Annotated in this window: 20 protein-coding genes; 16 read left to right on the top strand and 4 right to left on the bottom strand. The window is 71.4% G+C overall.

Annotation, left to right across the window (positions count from 1 at the left end; all coding sequences use genetic code 11):
- Positions 1 to 106: 106 nt before the first annotated feature.
- The 9 genes from pnuC (at position 107) to der (ending at position 8662) form a co-directional block, all read left to right on the top strand.
- A complete protein-coding gene (pnuC, locus tag ACIQD6_RS18515) occupies positions 107 to 760 on the top strand; it encodes a nicotinamide riboside transporter PnuC (RefSeq protein WP_401883752.1) in 654 nt (217 codons plus the stop codon).
- Complete coding sequence (locus ACIQD6_RS18510; protein ID WP_401883750.1) at positions 757 to 1860, top strand: AAA family ATPase; 1104 nt, start codon at positions 757 to 759, stop codon at positions 1858 to 1860. The genes pnuC and ACIQD6_RS18510 overlap by 4 nt, the downstream gene beginning before the upstream one ends.
- A complete protein-coding gene (locus ACIQD6_RS18505) occupies positions 1857 to 2660 on the top strand; it encodes an NUDIX hydrolase (RefSeq protein WP_401883748.1) in 804 nt (267 codons plus the stop codon). The genes ACIQD6_RS18510 and ACIQD6_RS18505 overlap by 4 nt, the downstream gene beginning before the upstream one ends.
- Positions 2657 to 3679 carry an ADP-ribosylglycohydrolase family protein gene (locus tag ACIQD6_RS18500; protein ID WP_401883746.1) on the top strand — a complete coding sequence of 341 codons (1023 nt, stop codon included), beginning with the start codon at positions 2657 to 2659 and terminating at the stop codon, positions 3677 to 3679. Before ACIQD6_RS18505 ends, ACIQD6_RS18500 begins: the two co-directional genes overlap by 4 nt.
- Before the next feature lie 385 nt (positions 3680 to 4064).
- Positions 4065 to 4427, top strand: coding sequence for a chorismate mutase (gene aroH, locus ACIQD6_RS18495; RefSeq protein WP_401883744.1), 363 nt, complete (start codon positions 4065 to 4067; stop codon positions 4425 to 4427).
- On the top strand, positions 4424 to 5509 hold the full coding sequence (locus ACIQD6_RS18490) for a prephenate dehydrogenase (protein WP_401883743.1): 1086 nt from the start codon (positions 4424 to 4426) through the stop codon (positions 5507 to 5509). Before aroH ends, ACIQD6_RS18490 begins: the two co-directional genes overlap by 4 nt.
- Positions 5510 to 5702: 193 nt before the next feature.
- Entirely contained in the window at positions 5703 to 6416 is a 714-nt protein-coding gene (gene cmk, locus ACIQD6_RS18485; RefSeq protein ID WP_401883741.1) for a (d)CMP kinase, read from the top strand.
- 116 nt (positions 6417 to 6532) lie between these two features.
- Positions 6533 to 7120, top strand: a complete 588-nt coding sequence (locus tag ACIQD6_RS18480) for a lysophospholipid acyltransferase family protein (RefSeq protein WP_401883821.1) — start codon at positions 6533 to 6535, stop codon at positions 7118 to 7120.
- Between the two features lie 81 nt (positions 7121 to 7201).
- Positions 7202 to 8662, top strand: a complete 1461-nt coding sequence (der, locus tag ACIQD6_RS18475; RefSeq protein WP_401883739.1) for a ribosome biogenesis GTPase Der — start codon at positions 7202 to 7204, stop codon at positions 8660 to 8662.
- A 115-nt stretch (positions 8663 to 8777) separates the two neighbouring features.
- Here der and ACIQD6_RS18470 read toward each other — a convergent pair whose 3' ends face one another.
- Together ACIQD6_RS18470 and ACIQD6_RS18465 are read right to left on the bottom strand one after the other, a co-directional pair.
- Positions 8778 to 9080 (bottom strand): hypothetical protein, encoded by a 303-nt coding sequence (locus ACIQD6_RS18470; protein WP_401883737.1) that lies wholly within the window; start codon positions 9078 to 9080, stop codon positions 8778 to 8780.
- Positions 9081 to 9258: 178 nt separating this feature from the next.
- Positions 9259 to 10044: a hypothetical protein gene (locus ACIQD6_RS18465; protein ID WP_401883735.1), complete on the bottom strand. Its 786-nt coding sequence runs from the start codon at positions 10042 to 10044 to the stop codon at positions 9259 to 9261.
- Between the two features lie 812 nt (positions 10045 to 10856).
- On the opposite strand from ACIQD6_RS18465, the gene ACIQD6_RS18460 reads away from it, so the two are divergent.
- Entirely contained in the window at positions 10857 to 11072 is a 216-nt protein-coding gene (locus ACIQD6_RS18460; protein ID WP_401883734.1) for an I78 family peptidase inhibitor, read from the top strand.
- A 158-nt stretch (positions 11073 to 11230) separates the two neighbouring features.
- On the opposite strand, the gene ACIQD6_RS18455 is transcribed toward ACIQD6_RS18460, so the two are convergent.
- Positions 11231 to 12310, bottom strand: a complete 1080-nt coding sequence (locus ACIQD6_RS18455) for a phosphatase PAP2 family protein (protein WP_401883732.1) — start codon at positions 12308 to 12310, stop codon at positions 11231 to 11233.
- Positions 12311 to 12737: 427 nt separating this feature from the next.
- On the opposite strand from ACIQD6_RS18455, the gene ACIQD6_RS18450 reads away from it, so the two are divergent.
- Complete coding sequence (locus ACIQD6_RS18450; RefSeq protein WP_401883730.1) at positions 12738 to 14483, top strand: MFS transporter; 1746 nt, start codon at positions 12738 to 12740, stop codon at positions 14481 to 14483.
- Between the two features lie 176 nt (positions 14484 to 14659).
- Positions 14660 to 15856, top strand: a complete 1197-nt coding sequence (locus ACIQD6_RS18445) for an acyl-CoA dehydrogenase family protein (RefSeq protein ID WP_401883729.1) — start codon at positions 14660 to 14662, stop codon at positions 15854 to 15856.
- Between the two features lie 58 nt (positions 15857 to 15914).
- Here ACIQD6_RS18445 and ACIQD6_RS18440 read toward each other — a convergent pair whose 3' ends face one another.
- Positions 15915 to 16352: a cell division protein SepF gene (locus ACIQD6_RS18440; protein WP_401883727.1), complete on the bottom strand. Its 438-nt coding sequence runs from the start codon at positions 16350 to 16352 to the stop codon at positions 15915 to 15917.
- 277 nt (positions 16353 to 16629) lie between these two features.
- Here ACIQD6_RS18440 and ACIQD6_RS18435 point away from each other — a divergent pair, with 277 nt between their 5' ends.
- The 4 genes from ACIQD6_RS18435 (at position 16630) to ACIQD6_RS18420 (ending at position 22764) form a co-directional block, all read left to right on the top strand.
- Positions 16630 to 17865 (top strand): DUF5685 family protein, encoded by a 1236-nt coding sequence (locus ACIQD6_RS18435; protein ID WP_401883725.1) that lies wholly within the window; start codon positions 16630 to 16632, stop codon positions 17863 to 17865.
- Positions 17866 to 18281: 416 nt separating this feature from the next.
- Complete coding sequence (locus ACIQD6_RS18430) at positions 18282 to 20348, top strand: FAD/NAD(P)-binding protein (RefSeq protein ID WP_401883723.1); 2067 nt, start codon at positions 18282 to 18284, stop codon at positions 20346 to 20348.
- Between the two features lie 8 nt (positions 20349 to 20356).
- Positions 20357 to 21445 (top strand): LLM class flavin-dependent oxidoreductase, encoded by a 1089-nt coding sequence (locus ACIQD6_RS18425; RefSeq protein WP_401883721.1) that lies wholly within the window; start codon positions 20357 to 20359, stop codon positions 21443 to 21445.
- The gene (locus ACIQD6_RS18420; RefSeq protein ID WP_401883719.1) at positions 21442 to 22764 is read left to right on the top strand and encodes an NtaA/DmoA family FMN-dependent monooxygenase; all 1323 of its coding nucleotides are present in this window, start codon (positions 21442 to 21444) and stop codon (positions 22762 to 22764) included. The genes ACIQD6_RS18425 and ACIQD6_RS18420 overlap by 4 nt, the downstream gene beginning before the upstream one ends.
- The last annotated feature ends 201 nt before the right edge of the window (positions 22765 to 22965 follow it).

Here is a 22965-nt window from a genome sequence, read left to right as displayed (position 1 = left end):
CAGCGGTACGGAAGAAAGAGCCCGTGGCCCCTTGGCCGCGGGCTTTTCGCCTTGTACAGCGGGCTCGTTCAGCTTTATAGTCAGAGTGACTATTAAGGAGGCGGGCGTGAGTCTCGCGGAGTTCCTCGATCCCTTGCAGCGGCCGCTGGTGACCGTGCTGGACACCCCGGTCAGCTGGACCGAGGTCCTCGGCTTCGGCAGCGGCGCCCTCTGCGTATGGCTCGTGGCCCGTCAGCACCTCGCCAACTGGCCGATCGGCATCGCCAACAACCTCTTCTTCATCCTGCTGTTCACCCAGGCCGGCCTGTACGCCGACGCGGGGCTCCAGATCGTCTTCATCGCCCTCGCCGGGTACGGCTGGTGGACCTGGACCCACGGGGGTGGACCGGACTTCGCGATGCCGGTGCGGCGCACGACCCGTACCGAATGGAGCCTGCTGCTCGCGGCGGGGGCGGTGGGGACATTCGGTCTCACGCTCCTCCTCAGCCGCGCCACCGACTCGACCGTGCCCTTCTGGGACGCGCTGACCACCGGCCTCTCCCTGATGGCGACCTACGGACAGTGCCGCAAGCGGCTGGAGTCGTGGTGGCTGTGGATCGCGGCGGACGTCGTGTACATCCCGCTCTACGCGCACAAGGGCCTCTACCTGACCTCGTTGCTCTACGTCGGTTTCCTGGCCCTCTGCCTGGTCGGGCTGCGCGAATGGTCCCGTGACCAGGCCGGTGCGCGGCGGCGGCCGAGAGAGGTGACCGTCGCATGACGACGAGGACGTACCGGAGAGTGAGCACCTTCGAACACGGCCTGGTGCTCGGCAAGTTCTATCCCCCGCACGTCGGCCACCACCATCTCGTACGGACCGCCCAGGACCGCTGCGAGCGGCTGACCGTGCTGGTCTGCGCCTCCTCCGTGGAGTCCGTACCGCTGGCCGACCGGGTCCGCTGGATGCGGGAGGTCCATCCGGACGTACGGGTCGTGGGCGCCGTCGACGACGTACCCATGGATGTGCGCGACCCCGCCGTCTGGGACGCGCACATGGCCGTCTTCCGGGCCGCCGTGCCCGAGCGCGTGGACGCCGTCTTCAGCTCGGAGATGTACGGCCGCGAGCTGGGCCGGCGGTTCGGCGCCGAGTCCGAGTGCGTCGACCCGGACCGTACGGTCTTCCCGGTCTCCGGCACGGCCGTACGCAAGGATCCGGTCGGCTGCTGGGACTTCCTCGCACCGCCCGTACGCGCGGCCCTCACCCGCCGCATCGTGGTGCTCGGCGCGGAGTCGACCGGCACCACCACCCTGGCGCGGGCGCTCGCAGCCCATTACCGGCGACGTGGCGGGGTATGGGCGCGGACCCAGTACGTACCGGAGTACGGGCGCGAGTTCAGCGAGGTCAAACTGGCACGTCTGCGCGCCGAACGGCCGGGGGCGCGGTGGGCGGACGTCGCCTTCACCTCGGAGGAGTTCCCGCTGATCGCCGAGCGGCAGAACCAGTTGGAGAACGCGGCGGCGCGCGCCGGTTCGCCCGTGCTGTTCTGCGACACCGACTCCTTCGCCACGACCGTCTGGCACGAGCGCTACCTGGGGGAACGCAATCCGCGGATCGAGGAGATCGCGGACCTGGTCCCTCATCACCTGTGGCTGCTCACCGACCACGAGGGCGTGGCCTTCGAGGACGACGGGCTGCGCGACGCCGACGCCCCGCGGTCCTGGATGACGGCACGGTTCGGGGCGGAACTGGCCCGTACCGGCCGTCAGTTCACGCTGCTGAGCGGCTCGCACGAGAAGCGGCTAGCCTCCGCCGTCGCCGCCGTGGACGGCCTGCTCGGCCGGGGCTGGGACTTCACCCCGCCCCTTCCGGAGCGACGATGAACACCCGGGGGCCGCACGCCCGCGGCCGGCGCGCGCAAGGACTGCGCGTCCGGGACCAGCACGCCCCGGCCCCGCGCGTCCCCGAGGGCTACGACCCCTTCGCCTTCGAGCCGTTCGCGGTCACCGTCGACCTCGCCGTGTTCACCGTCCGCGAGAGCCGGCTGCACGTCCTGCTCGTCCAGCGCGGAGAGGAACCGTATCTGGGCGCCTGGGCGCTGCCCGGCGGCTTCGTCCTGCCGAGGGAGTCCGCCGGGCAGGCCGCCCGCCGTGAACTCGCCGAGGAGACAGGCCTGTCGGAGGAGACCGCGGGCGCGCTCCACCTGGAGCAGGTACGGACGTACAGCGACCCGGACCGCGACCCCAGGATGCGGGTCGTGTCCGTGGCGTACGCCGCACTCGTACCGGATCTGCCCGAGCCGCGCGGCGGCGGGGACGCCGCGCACGCCCGGTGGACGGAGTTCGGCGCCCTGGGGCGGCTGGCCTTCGACCACGACCACATCCTCGCCGACGCCTACGACCGGGTCGGATCCAAAATCGAATACACCTGTCTCGCCACGGCCTTCTGCCCGCCCGAGTTCACGCTCGGCGAGCTGCGGCAGGTGTACGAGACCGTCTGGGGCGTGGAGCTCGACCGTCCCAACTTCCGCCGCAAGGTCCTCACCACGCCCGGCTTCGTCCAGGCGCTGGAGGGGCCCCCGCGCCGGACGGGCGGCCGCGGCAAACCGGCCACGCTGTACCGCGCCGGCGCCGCCACCACGCTGCATCCACCTCTTCTGCGACCGGAAGGACGGACCGCATGATCCTCGCGAGGACCATCACCAAACAGGCTGCCACCGGCTCACTGCTCGGGCTCGCGCTCGGCGACGCCCTCGGCTTCCCGACCGAGTTCAACGATGTGCCGTCGATCCTCGCCAAGTGCGGCCCCTGGCGCGAGATGCCACTGCCGAATCCCGCCTTCGTCACGGACGACACCCAGATGACGCTCGCGTTCGCCCGGGGCATCAGGACCGCGATGGACCGGGGCGTGCTCGGACCGGTGCGTCTGGAGCGGCCGGTGCGCGAGGAGTTCGTCCGCTGGTACCACTCGCCGGACAACAACCGCGCCCCCGGCCGTACGTGCATGACCGCCTGCATGCTCCTCGACAGCGACCGGCCCTGGCAGCGGGCCAGCCAGGTCCACTCCAAGGGCTGCGGCGCCAATATGCGTGTCGCGCCGATCGGACTCGTCCCCGGCCTGAGCGACGAACAGCGCGGGGGCGCGGCGCAGTTGCAGGCGGCGCTCACCCACGGCCACCCGACGGCACTGGCCGCCTCCGACCTCACGGCGCGCGCGGTCTACCTGCTGGCGCGGGGAGGTGAGCCGCACGGGCTGGTGGGTCATCTGCGTTCGTACGCGTACGAGAACCGGGACCGCTACTACCACCGCTGGCTCGGCGACCTCTGGACGCTCTCCCACGACCCGACGCCGGAGGCTTTCATCGCCCGCGGCTGGGACGAGTGCCTGGAGGTCCTCGAACGCGTCCAGCGGGCCCTGCCGGGACAGTCGCCGGAGACCGACCCGTGCCTGGCGACGGGCGACGGCTGGATCGCGGAAGAGGCCCTGGCCACCGGTCTGCTCTGCTTCCTCCTCTTCCCCGAGGACCCGGTCACGGCCCTGCGCCGGGCCGCCTGCACCCGGGGCGACTCGGACTCCATCGCCTGCCTGGCGGGCGCGTTCGCCGGGGCGCACCTGGGCGCGGGCGCCTGGCCCAAGGAGTGGACGGAGCGGATCGAGTACCGCAGCGACCTGATGTCGCTGGGAGCGCTCTGGGACTCCTGACGGGATTCCTACGGGACTCCTGGCGGGACTCCTGATCCGCACGACTGATCCGCACGACGGGACGGCCGATCCGCACGACGGTTCGGCCGCGAAGGCGTGCCACACGTGTCCGGGCGGCCGGCCGCGGCCGTCCGGGGCGAGAGTGGCGGGTGTTCCCGCCGGACGGGACCTTGGATTCACTGATCCAGGGTCTTTCGTCTGGGTCAGGCCGGATCAGGGAGCGGGGTCTGGTGCTGTGGATCGCAAGGCGGAGGAGTGAGGCGACGCGGAGCGTCGTGGAGTGACGACAACGCGGCGAGGCGCGGTGCCAGGGCACGCGAGCCCGGCAAGATCCATACGAGAGGCCCTAGGCTGAACGGAGCAGTCGATCACTGAGGAGAACGTCGTGGCGGTACGAGCGGTTCGTGGGGCCGTCCAGCTGGAGCGGGATGAAGCCGGGCACATGGACGAGCAGGTCAGGGAGCTCCTCGCGACGATCCTGGAGCGCAACGAGCTGAAGTCGGACGACCTGATCAGCATCTGGTTCACGGCCACGCCCGATCTGCACAGCGACTTCCCGGCCGCGGCCGCCCGCGGCCTCGGTATCGTCGACGTTCCCCTGATCTGCGCCCAGGAACTGGATATAGCGGGCGCTCTGCCGCGCGTCGTCCGCATCCTCGCGCACATAGAGTCCGATCGCCCCAAGTCCGAGATCGCGCACGTCTACCTCGGCGCCGCGGCCGCCCTTCGCAAGGACATCGCTCAATGAGAACCGCCCTCGTCATCGGTACGGGCCTGATCGGCACCTCGGCGGCGCTGGTACTGGCCGGCCGCGGGGTCACCGTCCATCTGGTCGACCACGACCCCGCCCAGGCGCGCACCGCCGCCGCGCTCGGCGCGGGGACGGACGAGGCGCCCGAGGGGCCCGTCGACCTCGCGATCGTCGCCGTACCGCCCACGCACGTCGCCGCCACGCTCGCCACGGCGATGCGCGACGGCGTGGCCCGCGGCTATCTGGACGTGGCCAGCGTCAAGGGCGGCCCCCGGCGCGAGCTGTCGGCGCTCGGCCTCGACCTGGCGGCGTACATCGGTACGCACCCGATGGCCGGCAAGGAGCGCTCGGGGCCGCTGGCGGCGAGTGCCGACCTGTTCGAGGGGCGCCCCTGGGTGCTGACCCCGACCCGCGACACCGACACCGAGGTGCTGAACCTCGCCCTGGAACTGGTCGCGCTCTGCCGCGCCGTGCCGGTGGTCATGGACGCCGACGCGCACGACCGGGCGGTCGCCCTCGTCTCGCACACCCCTCAGCTGATCTCCTCGATGGTCGCGGCGCGCCTGAAGGAGGCCGACGAGACCGCCGTACGCCTCTGTGGCCAGGGCATTCGCGATGTCACCCGGATCGCGGCCTCCGACCCCGGGATGTGGGTCGAGATCCTCTCCGCGAACTCGGGTCCGGTGGCCGACGTGCTGGCCGGGGTCGCCGCCGACCTCGACGAGACGGTGGCGGCGCTGCGCGCGCTCCAGTCCTCCGACGAGGACAAGCGGCGCGGCGGCGCGGCCGGTATCGAGGACGTCCTGCGGCGCGGCAACGCGGGCCGGGTACGGGTGCCCGGCAAGCACGGCGCGGCCCCGGCGGCCTACGAGATCGTGGCGGTCCTGATCAGCGACCAGCCGGGTGAACTGGCCCGTATCTTCGCGGACGCGAGCCGCGCGGGGGTCAACGTGGAGGACGTCCGTATCGAGCACGCGACCGGGCAGCAGGCGGGTCTGGTCCAGCTGATGGTGGAACCGGCGGCGGCCCCGGTACTGGCCGCGTCCCTGCGGGAACGTGGCTGGTCGATCCGGCAGTAGGCCGTCCGCCTCACGGCCGCCGCTCGGTGACCCGGGCCGCTGCCGTGGGGCGGGGCCGGTACGGGCGGGGTCGCCGGAGGGTGTCCCGCCGAACGGGTGCATTTTCGGTCCTGAGTACTCGGTAACCTTGTGTGGGGGCGTATCGACGCCTCCGCCCAGCCTCCCCGTGAACCAGGAAAGGTGTCCGCCCCCCGTGGAAAACGGAGCAAACCCCGCCCGGACCGCCCCGGCCGCCGTGATCGTCGCCATCGACGGGCCCTCCGGCACGGGCAAGTCGAGCACTTCCAAGGCCGTGGCCGCCCAGCTCGGGCTCAGCTACCTGGACACCGGCGCCCAGTACCGGGCGATGACCTGGTGGATGATCAGCAACGGTGTCGACATACGGGACGCCGCCGCGGTCGCGACCGCCGCGACCAAGCCCGTCCTCGTCTCCGGTACGGACCCGGACGCCCCCACGATCACCGTGGACGGGGCGGACGCCTCGGCTCCGATCCGTACCCAGGAGGTCACCTCCCAGGTCAGCGCGGTCAGCGCGGTCCCCGAGGTACGGACCGTCGTCACCGACCTCCAGCGCTCCATCGCCAAGGCCGCCGAGAACGGCATCGTGGTCGAGGGCCGTGACATCGGTACGACCGTCCTCCCGGACGCCGACATCAAGATCTTCCTCACCGCCTCCCCGGAGGCGCGCGCCGCCCGTCGCAGCGGTGAGCTGAAGGGCAAGGAGGCGACCGATGTCGCCGCCACCAAGGACGCGCTGGTCAGGCGGGACGCGGCCGACTCCAGCCGCAAGACGTCCCCGCTCGCCAAGGCCGGGGACGCGGTCGAGGTGGACACCACGGATCTCACGCTCCAGCAGGTCATCGAGTGCGTCGTGACCCTGGTCGAGGAGAAGCGAGCCGCCAAGTGAGCGCACCGTCCGCGAGGGAGACCGCGCCGTCCGTGAGGAGGGGCACACCGGCCGTCAGGGCTGCCGCGCCCTCCGAGAAGGGCGCGGCGGTGGGACGTGGCATCGGCATCGGGCTGATGTACGGCCTGTGGAAGCCCCGGGTGCTGGGCGCCTGGCGGGTTCCGGCGAGCGGTCCCGTGATCCTCGCCGTCAACCACGCGCACTTCGTGGACGGACCGATGCTGATCGGCACCTCGCCCCGGCCGGTGCACTTCCTGATCAAGAAGGAAGCGTTCATCGGCCCGCTCGACCCGTTCCTGCGGTCCGTCGGGCAGGTCAAGGTGGACCGAGGGGTCGCCGACCGCAACGCGATCACCGGCGCGCTCAGGGTGCTCGAGGAGGGCGGTGTGCTGGGGATCTTCCCCGAGGGCACCAGGGGCGAGGGCGATTTCGCCGCGCTGCGCGCCGGGCTCGCGTATTTCGCCGTACGGTCGGGGGCACCGATCGTCCCGGTCGCGGTGCTGGGAAGTACGGAGAAGCCTGGACGGTTGATACCGAAGCTGCCCGCGCTGCGCAGCCGCGTGGACGTCGTCTTCGGTGACCCCTTCGAGGCGGGGGACGGAAGCGGGCGGCGCACCCGCAAGGCCTTGGACGAGGCCACCGAGCGGATCCAGGAACGACTGACCGCTCACCTGGGAAGCGCCAGACGTTTCACCGGGCGGTAGGGGATGTTTTTCCCCGGCACGACTTGAGTAGTGCGCCGCGTGCCGCGGCGCACCGATCACGATGAACGAGGTACGGACTTCATGAACGACCAGATCGACTCCGGCGACGAGCACGGAGAGCTTGGCGATGCCGAGTACGCGGAGTTCATGGAGCTTGCCGCGCAGGAGGGCTTCGAGCCCGAGGACGTGGAGGGCGCGATCGGCGAGGCCGGTCACGGCCCGCTGCCCGTCCTCGCCGTCGTCGGCCGCCCGAATGTCGGCAAGTCGACTCTCGTGAACCGGATCATCGGCCGCCGTGAGGCGGTCGTCGAGGACAAGCCGGGCGTCACCCGCGACCGTGTCACCTACGAGGCCGAGTGGGCGGGCCGCCGCTTCAAGGTCGTCGACACCGGCGGCTGGGAGCAGGACGTCCTGGGCATCGACGCCTCCGTCGCCGCCCAGGCCGAGTACGCGATCGAGGCCTCCGACGCGGTGGTCTTCGTCGTGGACTCCACGGTCGGCGCGACCGACACCGACGAGGCCGTGGTCAAGCTGCTGCGCCGGGCCGGCAAGCCCGTCGTGCTCTGCGCCAACAAGGTCGACGGGCAGAGCGGCGAGGCCGACGCGACGGCGCTCTGGTCGCTCGGGCTCGGCGAGCCCTACCCGGTGTCCTCGCTGCACGGCCGCGGCACCGGCGACATGCTGGACGCGGTGCTCGAAGCCCTCCCCGAGGCCCCGGCGCAGACCTTCGGCACCGCCATCGGCGGCCCCCGCCGGATCGCGCTCATCGGGCGGCCCAATGTCGGCAAGTCGTCCCTGCTGAACAAGGTCGCGGGCGAGGACCGGGTGGTCGTCAACGAGATCGCGGGCACCACCCGTGACCCGGTGGACGAACTGATCGAGCTCGGCGGCACCGTCTGGAAGTTCGTCGACACCGCGGGCATCCGCCGCCGGGTCCACCTCCAGGAGGGCGCGGACTACTACGCGTCGCTGCGTACCGCCGCCGCAGTCGAGAAGGCCGAGGTCGCGGTCGTCCTGATCGACACCAGCGAGTCCATCAGCGTCCAGGACCAGCGGATCATCACGATGGCCGTCGAGGCGGGCCGCGCGCTGGTCGTCGCGTACAACAAGTGGGACACGCTGGACGAGGAGCGCCGCTACTACCTGGAGCGCGAGATCGAGACGGAGCTGGCGCAGATCGCCTGGGCGCCGCGGGTGAATGTCTCGGCGCGTACCGGCCGCCACATGGAGAAGCTGGTCCCGGCGATCGAGACGGCCCTGGAGGGCTGGGAGACCCGGGTCCCGACCGGCCGGCTCAACGCGTTCCTCGGCGAGCTGGTCGCCGCGCATCCGCACCCGATCAGGGGCGGCAAGCAGCCGCGCATCCTGTTCGGTACGCAGGCGGGGACGAAGCCGCCGCGCTTCGTGCTCTTCGCCTCGGGCTTCATCGAGCACGGCTACCGGCGGTTCGTCGAGCGCCGGCTGCGCGAGGAGTTCGGCTTCCTGGGCACCCCGATCCACATTTCGGTGCGGGTGCGCGAGAAGCGCGGCCGGAAGAAGTGACGTAGGAAGCGACGGAAGCCGTGGGGCCCGGTACGGATGATTCCGTACCGGGCCCCACGGCTTCCGGGGACCGGGCGGCCGCTGCCTCCGGGCGGTGGGCCCGTGCCGCGTCCGCTCAGATGCCTCGGCGCGGTCCCGGGGGCAGGGCCGCCGGGACGTGGCGTCCGTTCGGCTGGCGCGGGTCCCGCTGCCAGGACCCCATGTACGGGGTGTGCCCGAGCCCCCCGCTGTGGCCGCCGTATCCGCCGTACCCGCCATGAGCGGCGTGCAGCCCGGTGCCGAAGGCCGTGAAGCCGAGATTCTCCTCATTGCTCCGGTCACCGGGCAGCGCGCGGAAGGAGCGGCGGAACTCCAGGTACAGCGCGTCGTAGATCGGTGTCGTGGAGAACCCGTCCGCTCCGTCCTGCGCGGGGCGCATGGAAGGGATCTGGCTCTGGTACTGCTGGCGGGATGGGTCGTATGAGGAGTGCACGTACGTGCCAACGATCCCTTCGTCCGCCGGATGCGGGATACCGCGGGAAACGGCCCCGGTTGGAGCAGTGGCCCCCGGCCGGTGTCCGGGCATCCGGAGGGCGGTGCGCGCGGCGCCCGTCATGTCACGTCCCGGCCAGCGGCATCGCGGCGGCCACCAGCCGCCCGTTCACCGCCGCCTTCTCCAGCGCGTCGCGCAGCAGGTCCTCCCGGGGCTGCTGGCCGATGGAGCCGACCGGAGCGGCGAAGACCAGCACCGTGTGCGACTTGTTGGCGGCAGTCCGCCAGCCCTCGGTGACCTGGAGCGGCTGGTGGGCCTGCCACCAGGCGACCGGGCTGCCGCCGCCGGTGCCGGGCTGGAGCACGGCGTGCAGCTGGCCCATGGCGAGCAGGACGGACCAGCCGGGCAGGGGCGCGGGCACCTGGCTCAGATCGCCGACCGGCATGAAGCCCTGTTCCACGAGGAGCTGAAGGAATTCGTCGCTGGTGCCCCCCGAGCCGGGCCGGGCGATCGGGGCGGTGGGCTCGACGACCAGGGCGGGGTGCAACTCGTCCTCGATCAGCACCAGACCGCTGGTGACACCGAGAACGGCCTGGCCGGGGGCCGCGTCGGGCGCCCCGGGCTCCTGGGTCTCGCCGCCGGTGATGCTCCGGACGGCGCCCTGGAGCTGGTCCTCGGCGACCTGGACGACCTGGGAGGGGATACAGGTGGCGTGGGCGAAGGCGAGAACGGCCGTCTCCTCACCGACGAACAGAACGGTGCTGGTCCGCTCCTGTTCGGAGTCGCCGGGGGTCCGGCAGGAGGTGCAGTCGTAGCTTCCCGGGGAGTTCTCGCCGGTGAGCAGCCGATCGGCTTCTGCGTCGCCGATCTCGGCGCGTACGTCCTCGCTGACGTCGAGCATGCGCGGCACGGGGTGGCTCCTCGAACTCGGTGCGTGGGCCGGGCTGTTCCCGGCTCGTAAACCGGGCTGTTCCCGGCTCGTAAAAGGACAACGGGTGAGCCGTGGCCCGGGTCACGCACGGAAGGGCACGGAAATCGAACCATCCGGCGCATCGGGGGATCCGTCGGCCGGAACGGTTCATTCCGTGCCAACACGTGGTGAGCGAACGGAAGTTGACCGGACACGCGAGGCCGCTGATCGGTGGGTGTACAGGTCGACAAATCGGGAAATCAGCGAATCAATGGGGTGGCTGAAACGCGTTGCTCCGTGTGGCTCGTGGCAGCGGAGCTCGGGAAGCGGACGTGGCGTGGGTCGCGCCGACGGGGGATGGGCCGCGCCGACGGGACACGGGGCGAACCGGCGGGCGTGCGTTCGCGGCCGACCGGATCGCCCCCGGGCCGAAGTGCGGCCCGCGTATCTCTCGTCCATGGGGGTGACACGTGAAGGCGGCCCGGCTGGCCTTTACGCATCTCTTACGCAACGCGCTCTGAGCTCGTGCGGAGCGTGAGAATTCGTAAATTCTCCACGGCGGGTCAATTTCGGACGAGCGTCGGAGGAGTGCCGGATAGGGGGGAATTGGGAAAGCGTAAATTTATGTGATCTTAGGGGTCATCGAATTACTGAGCGGTAGGGAGTGAATGGCCCGTTAGGGTGAAGTTGTCGGCGTTTGGCCTACGTCGAGATCCTGTGACACAAGTGTGACCGGTGGCGGGACGGGAACCGTCCCGCCAGGATGACCGTCCGGCTTCCTTCGCCGTCTCCGGGCACTTACGGTGAGTGTCATGGCACCGATACCGACTCCTCCCGCGCAGCCCCACGACGACCCCGAGTCCTATGTCGGCCTCGACGCCGGGAGCGCCGAGAGCCGAGCCCGCGGGCGCGGCTGGACCACCGTCAGAGCGCTGCCACCGGGCTCGATCATCACCATGGAGTTCGTCATGGGCCGGCTCAACTTCGAGGTCGACGCGGGCACCGTCGTCCGCTGCTGGCTCGGCTGAACCCGCCCCGGGCGCGGCCGTCCCCGCCTCGCTCCCGTGTCTCCGCCTACGCGGTCCGCAAACGTACGAAGGCCCCGGCTCCGGCCGGGGCCTTCGTGGCGTTCATACGGAGGAGAGGCTGTGCGTACCGTCCCCGGGGGCCGGCGCCGACCGGCCTGTCAGCCGCCCGTCAGCGGGCGGGAGTGCGGCGGACGACGGCTGCCGGTCGGGGTCGTCGGGGTCCGCTCCGAGCGGACCGCGTGCGGCCTGGCCTGGGTCAGCTGTCCAGTGCCGGCGGTGCCGGTGCTGGGGGTTCCGGCACCACCACCGGTGGTGGGGGTGCCAGGTGTGGTTCCGCTGTTTCGGCCGGCCGTGGAGTGGCCGCCGTGACCTGCTCCGACACTCTCGTGCCCCGCTCCGACGGCCTCGCGTGGTGCTTCCTCCTCCTGCGCGGACGCACCGTGCGGTACCGGTACCGGTTCCGGCCTCGGGCCTCCGGCCGCGACCGGGATGGCGGGGACCGGCCTGCGGCTCGCACGCCACCGCTCGCGGACCGCGAAGATCTCCCGCTCGGCCCGGTTGATCAGCGGCTCGAACCAGGGCAGTCCCAGCAGGATCAGCAGGCCCGCGGCCCAGCCGAGCAGCACATCGCTCAGCCAGTGCGTCCCCAGGTACACGGTCGTCGCCCCGACGCCCAGCGCCACTATGGCCGACAGGACCGACAGGTAGCGCCTGGCCCGTGGCGTGGTGGCCAGATAGGCCAGGATTCCCCAGGTCACGACGGCGTTGGCGGTATGTCCCGAAGGAAATATATCGCCGCCCGCGTAGAGCTCGGCCGAGCCGATCCGCGTCGCGTAGTGGGGGCCGAGCCGCCCAAGACCGAGCTTGACCGCGCCGACGGTCACATTGAGCAGCAGCAGGGCCGCGCCGAGGGCCAGCAGCGGCCGCAGCGTGTGCTGGCGCCAGGAGCGCCAGCCCAGCCAGGCCGCGATCATCACGGCGGTGGGGCCGCGCTGGCCGAGCACGACGAAGTAGTCGAGGAAGGCATGCAGGTCCGGCCACTGCTGATAGGGCCGGAACAGCATGACCTTCCAGTCGAGGGTCACCAGCCAGGACGAGACGAGCACAGCGACGACGATGGCGAGATAGAACGCCAACGTGCCGCCGAAGAGAGACTTGCGGGTGCGGCTCATCCGCGGGGTCTCTATCTTCGGCGGTTCCGGCTCCCGGTCCAGGCGGGCAAAGATGTCGGTACGCACGTAATGGACGTTACAGCGAGTGAGTGAGCAAGCAGGTCGATCAGGTCTCTTTGTGATGACGATGTGATGTGGAGTATGTCTCAGGTCACTGTTTATCCGGGACGGTTCCCGAAATCGAAGTGACCTTCGACCCTATTCAGCGTCATACCGTTCCCGGAACTGTCTTTGTGTGGAAGTGGAATTAGTTCACCGTGGCGTCGCGCGGAATTTCCCTCTTGCTCGCGCACGCCCGGGGCCCCCGGTCCTGGCGCGGGTGACGTGGCGTACGCCACACTCCCTGGTCGGGACGGTGAGAGATGCACCACGCGCCACACGCGATGACTCGCGTACGCTGACGGCTCACTCGCCCGTCGATGCCGGGCCGCCCTGAGGGATTCGTGTCCCCGTCGGACCGCCGAGCGCGAGGGACGCACTGGGAGGTACGCAGATGTCCGGGACCACCGCGGCCGGAGCACGCCTGCGTGGCGTCGGCGATGGTGCCCACCGCTGGATCGTCCTGGTCGTCCTCTGCGTCAGCCTGCTGCTGGTCGCACTCGACGCCACCGTGCTGCACGTGGCCGTCCCGGCCGTCTCCGCCGACCTCAACCCCAGCGGGGTCGAGCTGCTGTGGATCGTGGACGCGTATCCGCTGGTGTGTGCCTCACTGCTGATCCTCTTCGGCACGCTCGGCGACCGCATCGGACGACGGCGGGTGCTGCTGCTCGGGTACGGCCTCTTCGGGGCCGCCTCGGCTGTCGCGACCCTGGCCCACTCGCCCGAAGTGCTGATCGGGGCACGCGCCCTGCTGGGCGTCGGCGGCGCGATGATCATGCCCGCGACGCTGTCCATCCTGCGGGCGGTCTTCCCCGACCGGCGCGAGCGGGCCATGGCCATCGGCATCTGGACGGCGGTCGCCGCCGTCGGGGCGGCCGTCGGCCCGGTCCTCGGCGGCTTTCTCGTCGAACACTTCTGGTGGGGCTCGGTCTTCCTGATCAACATCCCGCTGCTGGCGGTCCTGCTGCCGCTCGGCCGGGTGGTGCTGCCGGAGTCGAAGGGCTGCGGCGACGGGCCCTGGGACGTCCTGGGCGCGTTGATGGGCGCCGCCGGAGTGCTCGGGCTGGTCTTCGGCATCAAGCGGCTCGGTGCCGGCGAGGGGCCGCTGAGCCCCCTGACACTCGTCCCGCTGTGTCTCGGCGCCGCTCTGATGGTCCTCTTCGTCCGCAGACAACGCCGCCGGACGCACCCACTGATCGACATGCGGATGTTCGCCAAGCCCACGTTCTCCACCTCCGTCGGCTGCATCGTCCTCGCCATGCTGGCCCTGGTCGGTCTGGAACTGATCGCCGTCCAGTACCTCCAGCTGGTGCTGGGGCTCAGCCCGCTGGAGACCGGGCTGCGGCTGCTGCCGCTCACCTTCGCCGCGATGGCCGCGGGCGTCACCGGCTCCGCCACGCTGCGCCGGGTGGGCCCGCGCCGGATGGTGGCCTGGGGCTTCGTCCTCACGGCGTCCGCCGTCCTGCTGCTGGTCCAGATGGGCCAGCACGACCGCCCCGCGCTGCTGACCACGGGCTTCGTCCTGCTCGGCTTCGGACTCCAGACCACGCTCTTCGGCGCGTACGAGTCGATGCTGAGCGAGGCTCCCGCCGAACAGGCGGGCGGGGCCGCGGCCATCGGTGAGACGTCCTACCAACTGGGCGCGGGCATGGGGATCGCCCTGCTCGGCAGCGTCATGAACGCGACGTACGCGCCCGCGCTGTCGTCGGTGAAGGGCGTCCCCGGGACCGCCGAGACGGCGGCGTCCTCGTCGCTCGGCGAGGCCTACGCGGTGGCGGCCAGGCTGGGCGGCCCCGTCGGGGAGTCCTTGCGGCACGCCGCACGTCACTCGTTCGTGCAAGGCCTGCATGTGACGCTCCTGGTCAGCGCGGGCCTGCTGCTGTTCGGCGCACTGGCCGCGCTGCGGCTGCCGAAGGTCATGGAGTGCCCGGACCCCGACGCCGACGAGACGCCGGAGACACGCGAGTCGTACGAGGCGGAGGAGCCGTACGAGACGCGAGACGGGCAGGAGCCGCACGAGCCGTACGAGGCACGGGAGGCGAGTCCGTCCGAACAGCAGTGGCCGCCGCGGCAGCGTCGGCCACTGGAGAGCCGCGAGCCCTCCGAAACGGCCGTTCCGGCCGGCCGCGGCCCCGGTTAGATCCTGTCCGGTCTGTCCCCACGCGCCGGGCAGGGCACGAGACGGCCGCAGCCCGCGCGGCACCGGCGGGGCGGGTCTGGACGAGCGGCACACTGAGCCGTAACGTCGCCAGCCAGCACGACTAGCACTGCTAATTAATCGCTGGCCCGAGCCGCGCGAGCCGCCGGAGGTCTCCCATGTCCGAACCGTCCGCCGCCAAGCCCCCGCCCTTCGACCCCGGCGATCCGCTCGGTCTCGACGATCTGCTCGACCCGGAGGACCTGGCGATCCGGGACACCGTGCGCGCCTGGGCCGCCGACCGGGTCCTGCCGCACATCGCCGAGTGGTACGAACGCGGCGAACTGCCGGGCATCCGCGAGCTGGCCAGGGAACTCGGCGGGCTCGGCGCGCTGGGCATGTCCCTGACGGGGTACGGCTGCGCGGGCGCCACCGCCGTCCAGTACGGGCTCGCCTGCCTGGAGTTGGAGGCCGCCGACTCCGGTATCCGCTCCCTCGTCTCCGTCCAGGGCTCGCTCGCCATGTACGCGATCCACCGCTACGGCTCCGAGGAACAGAAGCGGCAGTGGCTGCCCGGCATGGCGGCGGGCGAGATCATCGGCTGCTTCGGACTCACCGAGCCCGACCACGGCTCCGACCCGGCCGGGATGCGCACCCACGCCAAACGCGACGGCGGCGACTGGGTGCTCAGCGGGCGCAAGATGTGGATCACCAATGGCTCGGTGGCCGGTGTCGCCGTGGTCTGGGCGCAGACCGACGAGGGCATCCGGGGCTTCCTCGTCCCGGCCGGCAGCCCCGGTTTCTCCGCCCCCGAGATCACCCACAAGTGGTCGCTGCGGGCCTCGGTCACCAGCGAGCTGGTCCTCGACGACGTACGGCTCCCGGCCGACGCCGTACTCCCCGAGGTCACCGGACTGCGCGGGCCGCTCAGCTGTCTGAGCCACGCCCGTTACGGAATCGTCTGGGGCTCGATGGGCGCCGCGCGCGCGAGCTTCGAGTCGGCGCTCCAGTACGCGAAGACGCGTGAGCAGTTCGGCCGGCCGATCGGCGGTTTCCAGCTCACCCAGGCCAAGTTCGCCGACATGGCGGTCGAACTGCACAAGGGGATTCTGCTCGCCCACCATCTGGGGCGGCGCATGGACGCGGGCCGGCTGCGGCCCGAACAGGTCAGCTTCGGCAAGCTCAACAACGTGCGGGAGGCGATCGAGATCTGCCGTACCTCGCGGACCATCCTCGGGGCCAACGGCATCTCGCTGGAGTACCCGGTCATGCGGCATGCGACGAACCTCGAATCGGTGCTGACCTACGAGGGCACCGTCGAGATGCATCAGCTCGTCCTGGGCAAGGCGCTCACCGGTCTCGATGCCTTCCGGTGAACCGGGACCCGTGAACCGGGACTTCCGGCGAACCGGCGGGAACCGGTGAGCGCCTTGCTCAGCTCTGGTTGAAGAAGCCGTCCTGTGCGCGGCCCCCGGCATCGCCGGTGAGGATCTCGGTGTCGGCGGGGCTCAGCAGGAAGACCCGGGTGGCCACGCGGTCGATCGAGCCGCGCAGTCCGAAGATCAGCCCGGCGGCGAAGTCCACCACCCGCTTGGCATCCGCGGACTCCATGGCCGTGAGGTTCATGATGACCGGGACGCCCTGCCGGAAGAGCTCACCGATGGCGCGGGCGTCCCGGAAGCTGTCCGGGGAGACGGTCGCGATCCTGCGGTCCTGCCCTCCCGGGGCGGGCTCGGAAGCGATCCGTACCCGGGGGTCGGTCTTCCAGCTGTCGCCGCTCTCCGCTTCCTCGGCGTACTCGTCGTCGTAGTAACGGTCGTCGTTGTCCTCAACGAGGCCCAGCCAGGCGCTCGCCTTGCGCACAGATCCCATGGACGCCTCCTTTCACCGCGGTCACAAGTCGTTTCCTATCCCCATCGTCGTCCATGATGCGGATTGCGCGCCAAGTAGATAGTCGGCGCGCAGACGATTCGTGACGGTACTGGTGCAGAAGATGTGGCGGTTCGTCAAGGTTCTTCCGGGGTAAGGGCGCTGGCACGGTACAAAATATGATCTTCCGGCCACTCGGGTGATGCTGAGCACATACGGGTGAACGGACGCCTCGGTACGATGCGCGCGCACCTGTGTTACGACTCACCGGGGGACGGTCGTGTTCGGAATAGTCAAACCATGCGGTCATCGGCTCACCGATGGCCTCAAAACCGAGTGGATGGCCCATCTCTGCGGGCTGTGCCTGGCACTTCGCTCCGACCACGGGCAGTTCTCCCGGGTCGTCACCAACTACGACGGGCTGATCGTCTCGGTCCTGACGGAGGCTCAGACCGAGCGCACCGCGGATCAGCGGCGAACCGCCGGGCCCTGTCCGCTGCGCGGGATGCGCACCGCGCCGGTAGCCCGGGGTGAGGGCGCGCGTCTCGCCGCCACCGTGTCGCTCGTCCTCGCATCGGCGAAGGTGCGGGACCACGTCGCCGACCGGGACGGCCTGTTGAAGCGCCGGCCGCTGGCCGCCGCCGCGCGCCGCGTCGCCACCGGCTGGGACCGGGCGGGCGCGCGCGGCGGCGTCGAGCTGGGTTTCGATACGGCCGTACTGGTCGACGCGGTCGACCGGCAGCCGGAGATCGAGGCGCTGGCCGGGCTCGGTACGCCGATCCTCACCGTCACGGAACCGACCGAGTCGGCCACAGCCGCCGCCTTCGCGCACACCGCCGTACTGGCGGGGCGGCCGGGCAACCAACGGCCGCTGGCAGAGGCGGGACGGCTCTTCGGGCGGCTCGCGCATCTGCTGGACGCCGTGGAGGACCAGCGAGCTGACGCGGCGTCGGGTGCGTGGAACCCGCTCACGGCGACCGGCACGTCGGGCACGGAGGCCCGGCGGCTCGCCGACGACGCGGTGCACGGCATCCGGCTCGCGCTGCGGGACGCGGAGTTCACCGACGGCAGGCTGGCGCATGTGCTGCTGGCGCACGAGTTGCGCGCCTCGGTGGACCGCGCCTTCGGCACGACGGGCTGTGCGCACGGCGGACATGGTGAACATGGTGGCCAGGGAGGACGCGACGGACACGGCGACGGGCCGTACGGGGGGAATCCGTACGGCGGAAATCCGTACGCCGGGACCCCGGGTGCGCCCGGCGGACCTGGTGGCCCCGGCAGGACGCCGCCCGGTCTCGGGCCGAATCCGGAGCCGGAACCGGGATCGCCGAAGCCGGGCAGGCGCGGCTTCTGGGCCGGCTGCGCCGCCTTCGTCGGACTCTGCTGCACCTGCAAACTCTGCTGCGCGAGCGAGTACGAGGGCCCGTGGTCGCGCAAGAAGCGTGAAGGCTGCTGCCACAAATTGGACAGCTGTGACTGTTGTGATTCCTGCGAGTGTTGCGACTGCAGCTGCTGACGTCGCGACCGGGAGACGCAGGAGAGCAGGAGAGCCAGGAGAGGGAGGAAAAGCGAGGGGAGCCGAGCGTGGTGCTCTGCGTGTGAAGGCACGCGGGAGACGGCGCGCGAGCGCCGGAAACGCGGGAGGCCGTGCAGGGCGTCAGCTCAACAGGACGAGGACCACACTCGACCGAAGTCGATGTGGGAGCGGGTGACCAGCCACTGCTGCGGATGCATGGGGCAAGTGGAACAGGCATCCGTTTCCGCGTCAACCGTCCCTGAGACGGATGGTTCACAGTTCGGACAGGCTTGACAGCGGGCCGTACGCGGCGCTTAGCCTCTGACGGACAGCGGATCGTGCTGAGGGGCTCGGTCCGGCTGCGTTTCTGTGAAGGCACTTCCCGTGTTCGATCTCTGTATCCACGGAGCCTTCGCATGCCCCTGTCACCGGACACCGTCCGTATCCCGCCTGTGCGCCCGTCTCTTGTCGTGGTCGGCGTGGGTCCGCGCGGCACGGGATTCCTGGAGCGGCTCGCCGCCAACGCGCGTTCCCTGTACGACGGTCTGCCGCTGGACATCCACCTGGTGGACCCGTACGCGCCGGGCGCTGGGCGGATCTGGCGCCGTGACCAGTCGCCGCTGCTCTGGATGAACTCCATGGCCGAGGACGTCACCATGTTCACCGACGACTCGGTGTCCATGGCCGGGCCGGTACGGGAGGGACCCGCGCTGCACGAGTGGGCGCGGGACATCCGCGAGGGCCGTGCGCGGCTGTCCGCGGACTCCGAACGCGCGGAGTCCGAACACGCAGACTCCGAACATGCCGACTCCGAACGCGCCGAGTCCGAACGCGCGGAGTCCGGTTCCGGGTCCGGGTCCGGGCTCCGTGCGGAGATCGCCGCCCTCACCGGTCAGGCCTTCCCCAGCCGCCGGGTGCAGAGCGCCTATCTGAGCTGGGTGTACGAACAGACCGTCGCCGCTCTCCCGCCCGGCATCACCGTCCACCGCCACCGCACCAGCGCCCTGAGCGTCACCGGGCCGCGCGGCGGCCGGCAGCGCGTCCGTCTGGCGGGCCGTACCGCACCGCTGCACGCCGATCTCGTCGTACTGACCCTCGGTCATCTCGACGGCGAACCGGACGCGGAACAGCGGGAGTTGACGTCCTTCGCGCGGCGGCACGGGCTGGTCCATCTGCCGCCCGACTTCACCGCCGACAGCGATCTGTCCGCCCTGCCCGCCGGCGAGCCCGTCATCGTCCGTGGCTTCGGACTGGCCTTCGTGGACCTGATGGCGCTCCTCACCGAAGGCCGGGGCGGCCGCTACTCGGGGGACGCGGGCGAGGACGGCGGCGAGCTGGTCTACCACCCCTCCGGACACGAACCGGTCCTGCACGTCGGGTCGCGGCGCGGTGTCCCGTACCACTCCAAGATCGGTTACGGCCTGACGGGCGAACGGCCCCCGCTGCCCCGCTTCCTCGGCCCCGCGCAGATCGACGCGCTGCTGAGCGGACCCGAGTCGCCCGACTACCGGCGCGACATCCGGCCGCTGGTCGACAAGGAGCTCGGATTCGCGCACTACCACCGCCTCTTCACCGCCCATCCCGGACGCACCCGCGTGGGCTGGACCGACTTCGAGGAGAAGTACGCGGCCGCCGAACCCGGCAGTCCGGAGTTGGCGGCGCTGGTCGCGGCGGCCGTGCCGGACCCCGCCGACCGGCTCGATCTCGACGCCCTCGACCGGCCGCTGAACGGGCTGGCCTTCCCCTCGTACGACGCCCTCCAGGAAGGGCTGCGCGGCTACATCGGCGCCGATCTGCGCCGCCGTCATGATCCGTCCCACAGCGCGGACCTCGGTGTCTTCCTCGGACTGCTCTCCGTCTACGGGCAGTTGATCCGGCTCGGGGACCTCGGTGACCCGGGCGGCCGGTGGCACGGCTTCTTCAGCTACCTCGCCTCGGGGCCGCCCGGCCCCCGGCTGCGCCAGCTGCTCGCGCTCTCGCGGGCCGGGATCGTCCGCTTCCTCGGCGCGGACATGACGGTCGAGGCCGACGAGCGGCGCGGAGTCTTCCGGGCCGGGAGCGCGGCCGTACCGGGGGAGTACGTGGAGGCCCGCGCCCTGGCCGAGGCGCGGCTTCCCGACCCGTCCCCGGCGCGCACCCGCAGTCCACTGCTGCGCGCCCTGTACGAGCAGGGGGCCGCCACGACCTCGGCGGCCGGTCTGGTCAGGGTCGACCCCGGCGACGGGCGGCTCCTGGAACGTGACGGCCGCCCGCATCCGCGGCGCTTCGCGCTCGGTCCGTACACCACCGCCCGGTCGAGCGGTGCCTTCACCCGGCCGCGTACGGGCGGACCGGCGTTCCGGCAGAACGACGCGACCGCGCGGGCCGCGCTCACCCTGCTCGGTGGGCTGTTCCGCCCCGCCGGCGGCCCGGAGCGGCCTCCCCTCGCGCAGATTCCTCCATCGCCCGACGGGCCGTGCGCCGTGCCCGCGGCTGAAAGGTAAGGCCCGCCATGCCCGTCATCCGCCCCCTGCGACTCGCCGCCGAGATAGGCGGTCCGCCGCGTCACGACGCCGCGCATTACGGCGCGGCGAGGTACGTCGAACTCGCCCGGCTCGCCGAACGCGGCGCGCTCGACTTCATCACCCTCCAGGACTCCTTCGGGCGGCCCGGTCTCGACGCGCTCGCCGTGCTGTCCCGGGTCGCACCCGCCACCGGACGCGTCGGTCTCGTACCGACCGTCACGACCACCCACACCGAGCCGTTCCACGTCTCCTCGGCCGTCGCCACCCTGGACTGGGTGAGCCGCGGCCGGGCCGGCTGGCTGGTCGACGTGTCGGCCTCGGAGGCGGAGGCAGCGCTCTTCGGCCGCCGGTCCGCCGCACCCGCCGCGGCCCTGTGGCGGGAGGCGGGGGAGGTGGCCGAGGTGTCGGCCAGGCTCTGGGACAGCTGGGAGGACGACGCCGAGATCCGCGAGACATCGACAGGGCGCTTCATCGACCGCGACAAGCTGCACTATGTCGACTTCGAGGGCGCCTTCTTCACGGTCCGGGGCCCGGCCATCGTGCCGAGGCCGCCGCAGGGCCGTCCCGTCACCGTGATCGACGCGACCGAGGGCCACAGCGCGGAGACCGCCGCGCGCCACGCCGATGTCGTCCTGGTCAGGGCCGGCCGGCCCGAGGAGGCGGCGGCGGTCCGGGAGTCGCTCCGGTCACGGGCGGCCCGCCACGGCCGCGACCCCGACACCCTGCGGGTGCTCGCCGGGCTCACCATCGACCTCGGCGGCGGCGAACGCCCGGTGGAACCCGGCCTGGAGAGCCCGCCCCGTACGACGACCGGCGCCGGCGGACCGCACTACCGGGGCGGGCCCGTCGACCTCGCCGAGCTGATCACCGACTGGCACCGCACCGGCGCCGTGGACGGCTTCCACCTCACGCCCACCGAGCCGAGGCGCGATCTCGAACGGCTCGTCAACTGCACCGTGTCGCTGCTCCAGCACCGCGGGCTGTTCCGCACCTTCCATCCGGGCGGCACGCTCCGCGAGCACCTGGGCCTCGCCCGCCCGGCCAACCAGTACACGCTCGCCGAGGGGACCTCATGACCACGGAACGCCGCAGGCCGATGCACCTCGCCGCCCACTTCCCCGGGGTCAACAGCACGACCGTCTGGACCGACCCCCGCTCCCGGTCCCAGATCGACTTCTCCTCCTTCGAGCGGCTGGCCCGTACCGCCGAGCGCGGGAAGTTCGACTTCTTCTTCCTCGCCGAAGGGCTGCGGCTGCGCGAGCACAAGGGGCTGATCCACGACCTGGACGTGGTCGGCCGCCCCGAGTCCCTGACCGTGCTGAACGCGCTGGCCGCCGTCACCGACCGGCTCGGTCTCGCCGCCACCGTGAACGCCACCTTCAACGAGCCGTACGAACTGGCCCGCCGGCTCGCCACCCTCGACCACCTCAGCGAAGGCCGGGCCGCCTGGAACGTGGTGACCTCCTCCGACGCCTTCACCGGCGAGAACTTCCGGCGCGGCGGCTATCTCGACCGCGCCGACCGCTACACGCGGGCCGCCGAATTCCTCGCCACCGCCCGGGAGTTGTGGGACTCCTGGACACCGCCCCGGCCCGGCGTCCCGCACGGCACACCCCGGCCCTTCGCCCACTCCGGCGAACACTTCCAGATCGAGGGGGAGTTCACCGTCCCGCGCTCCCCGCAGGGGCATCCCGTGGTCATCCAGGCGGGCGACTCCGACGAGGGCCGGGAGTTCGCCGCCTCCGCCGCCGACATCATCTTCACCCGCCACGGGACACTGGAGGCGGGCCGCGCCTTCTACGCCGACACCAAGGCACGGCTGGCGAAGTACGGCAGGGACCCGGCCGATCTCAAGATCATGCCCGGGGTCACCTTCGTCCTCGGCGACACCGACGGGGAGGCGCGGGAGCGGGCCGTCGAGATCCGACGGCAGCAGGTCTCGCCGCAGAACGCGATCCTCGCCCTGGAACAGGTCTGGGGCCGCGACCTCTCCGCGTACGACCCGGACGGTCCGCTGCCCGACATCGACCCCGATCCGGACTCCGCGCCGGCCCAGGGCCGGGTGAGGATCGCCGATCCGCTCGCCGTCGCGGCCACATGGCGGGCGCTGTCCGAGGAGAAGGGGCTGTCCATCCGGGAGACGGTCATCGAGACGACCACCCGGCAGTCCTTCATCGGCAGCCCGGAGACCGTCGCCGGGACGCTCGACACCTTCGTGCGGTCGGACGCGGCGGACGGCTTCATCCTGGTGCCGCATCTGACCCCGGGCGGTCTCGACGACTTCGTCGACCGGGTCGTCCCGCTCCTCCAGGAGCGTGGAGCCTTCCGCACGGAATACGAGGGCGCCACCCTGCGCTCACATCTGGGGCTGGCGGATCCCGTACGGAAAGGCTGATCAGCGGCTGTTCGTTCGCGCCGCCCGGCAACACCCTTCAGGCCTCCGTCGGAAGCGGGTGAACGCACGCTCCGCGCCGGCTGACACCCGCCGCACGGGACCCCTCCCGCCCCACCCGCCCCACGGCTTAACCCGCAGCCAAAAGGCCCTCTTGCGCGGCGAGTTGAGGCCGCCAATACTCCCGAGCAGCGCCGGTCGAGG

Origin of the sequence: Streptomyces sp. NPDC088400 (assembly GCF_044753355.1) — a bacterium.
Taxonomy (GTDB): Bacteria; Actinomycetota; Actinomycetes; order Streptomycetales; family Streptomycetaceae; genus Streptomyces.
This window is presented reverse-complemented; position numbering and strand designations above follow the sequence as displayed.

Coding starts and splice junctions, on each gene's coding strand:
- ACIQD6_RS18425 (WP_401883721.1), top strand. CDS start 20,357: ATGCCCGTCATCCGCCCCCTGCGACTCGCCGCCGAGATAGGCGGTCCG.
- ACIQD6_RS18445 (WP_401883729.1), top strand. CDS start 14,660: ATGTCCGAACCGTCCGCCGCCAAGCCCCCGCCCTTCGACCCCGGCGAT.
- ACIQD6_RS18470 (WP_401883737.1), bottom strand. CDS start 9,080: ATGCGCCCCGCGCAGGACGGAGCGGACGGGTTCTCCACGACACCGATC.
- ACIQD6_RS18510 (WP_401883750.1), top strand. CDS start 757: ATGACGACGAGGACGTACCGGAGAGTGAGCACCTTCGAACACGGCCTG.
- ACIQD6_RS18490 (WP_401883743.1), top strand. CDS start 4,424: ATGAGAACCGCCCTCGTCATCGGTACGGGCCTGATCGGCACCTCGGCG.
- ACIQD6_RS18460 (WP_401883734.1), top strand. CDS start 10,857: ATGGCACCGATACCGACTCCTCCCGCGCAGCCCCACGACGACCCCGAG.
- ACIQD6_RS18430 (WP_401883723.1), top strand. CDS start 18,282: ATGCCCCTGTCACCGGACACCGTCCGTATCCCGCCTGTGCGCCCGTCT.
- ACIQD6_RS18420 (WP_401883719.1), top strand. CDS start 21,442: ATGACCACGGAACGCCGCAGGCCGATGCACCTCGCCGCCCACTTCCCC.
- ACIQD6_RS18505 (WP_401883748.1), top strand. CDS start 1,857: ATGAACACCCGGGGGCCGCACGCCCGCGGCCGGCGCGCGCAAGGACTG.
- ACIQD6_RS18500 (WP_401883746.1), top strand. CDS start 2,657: ATGATCCTCGCGAGGACCATCACCAAACAGGCTGCCACCGGCTCACTG.
- ACIQD6_RS18440 (WP_401883727.1), bottom strand. CDS start 16,352: ATGGGATCTGTGCGCAAGGCGAGCGCCTGGCTGGGCCTCGTTGAGGAC.
- ACIQD6_RS18480 (WP_401883821.1), top strand. CDS start 6,533: ATGTACGGCCTGTGGAAGCCCCGGGTGCTGGGCGCCTGGCGGGTTCCG.
- ACIQD6_RS18450 (WP_401883730.1), top strand. CDS start 12,738: ATGTCCGGGACCACCGCGGCCGGAGCACGCCTGCGTGGCGTCGGCGAT.
- der (WP_401883739.1), top strand. CDS start 7,202: ATGAACGACCAGATCGACTCCGGCGACGAGCACGGAGAGCTTGGCGAT.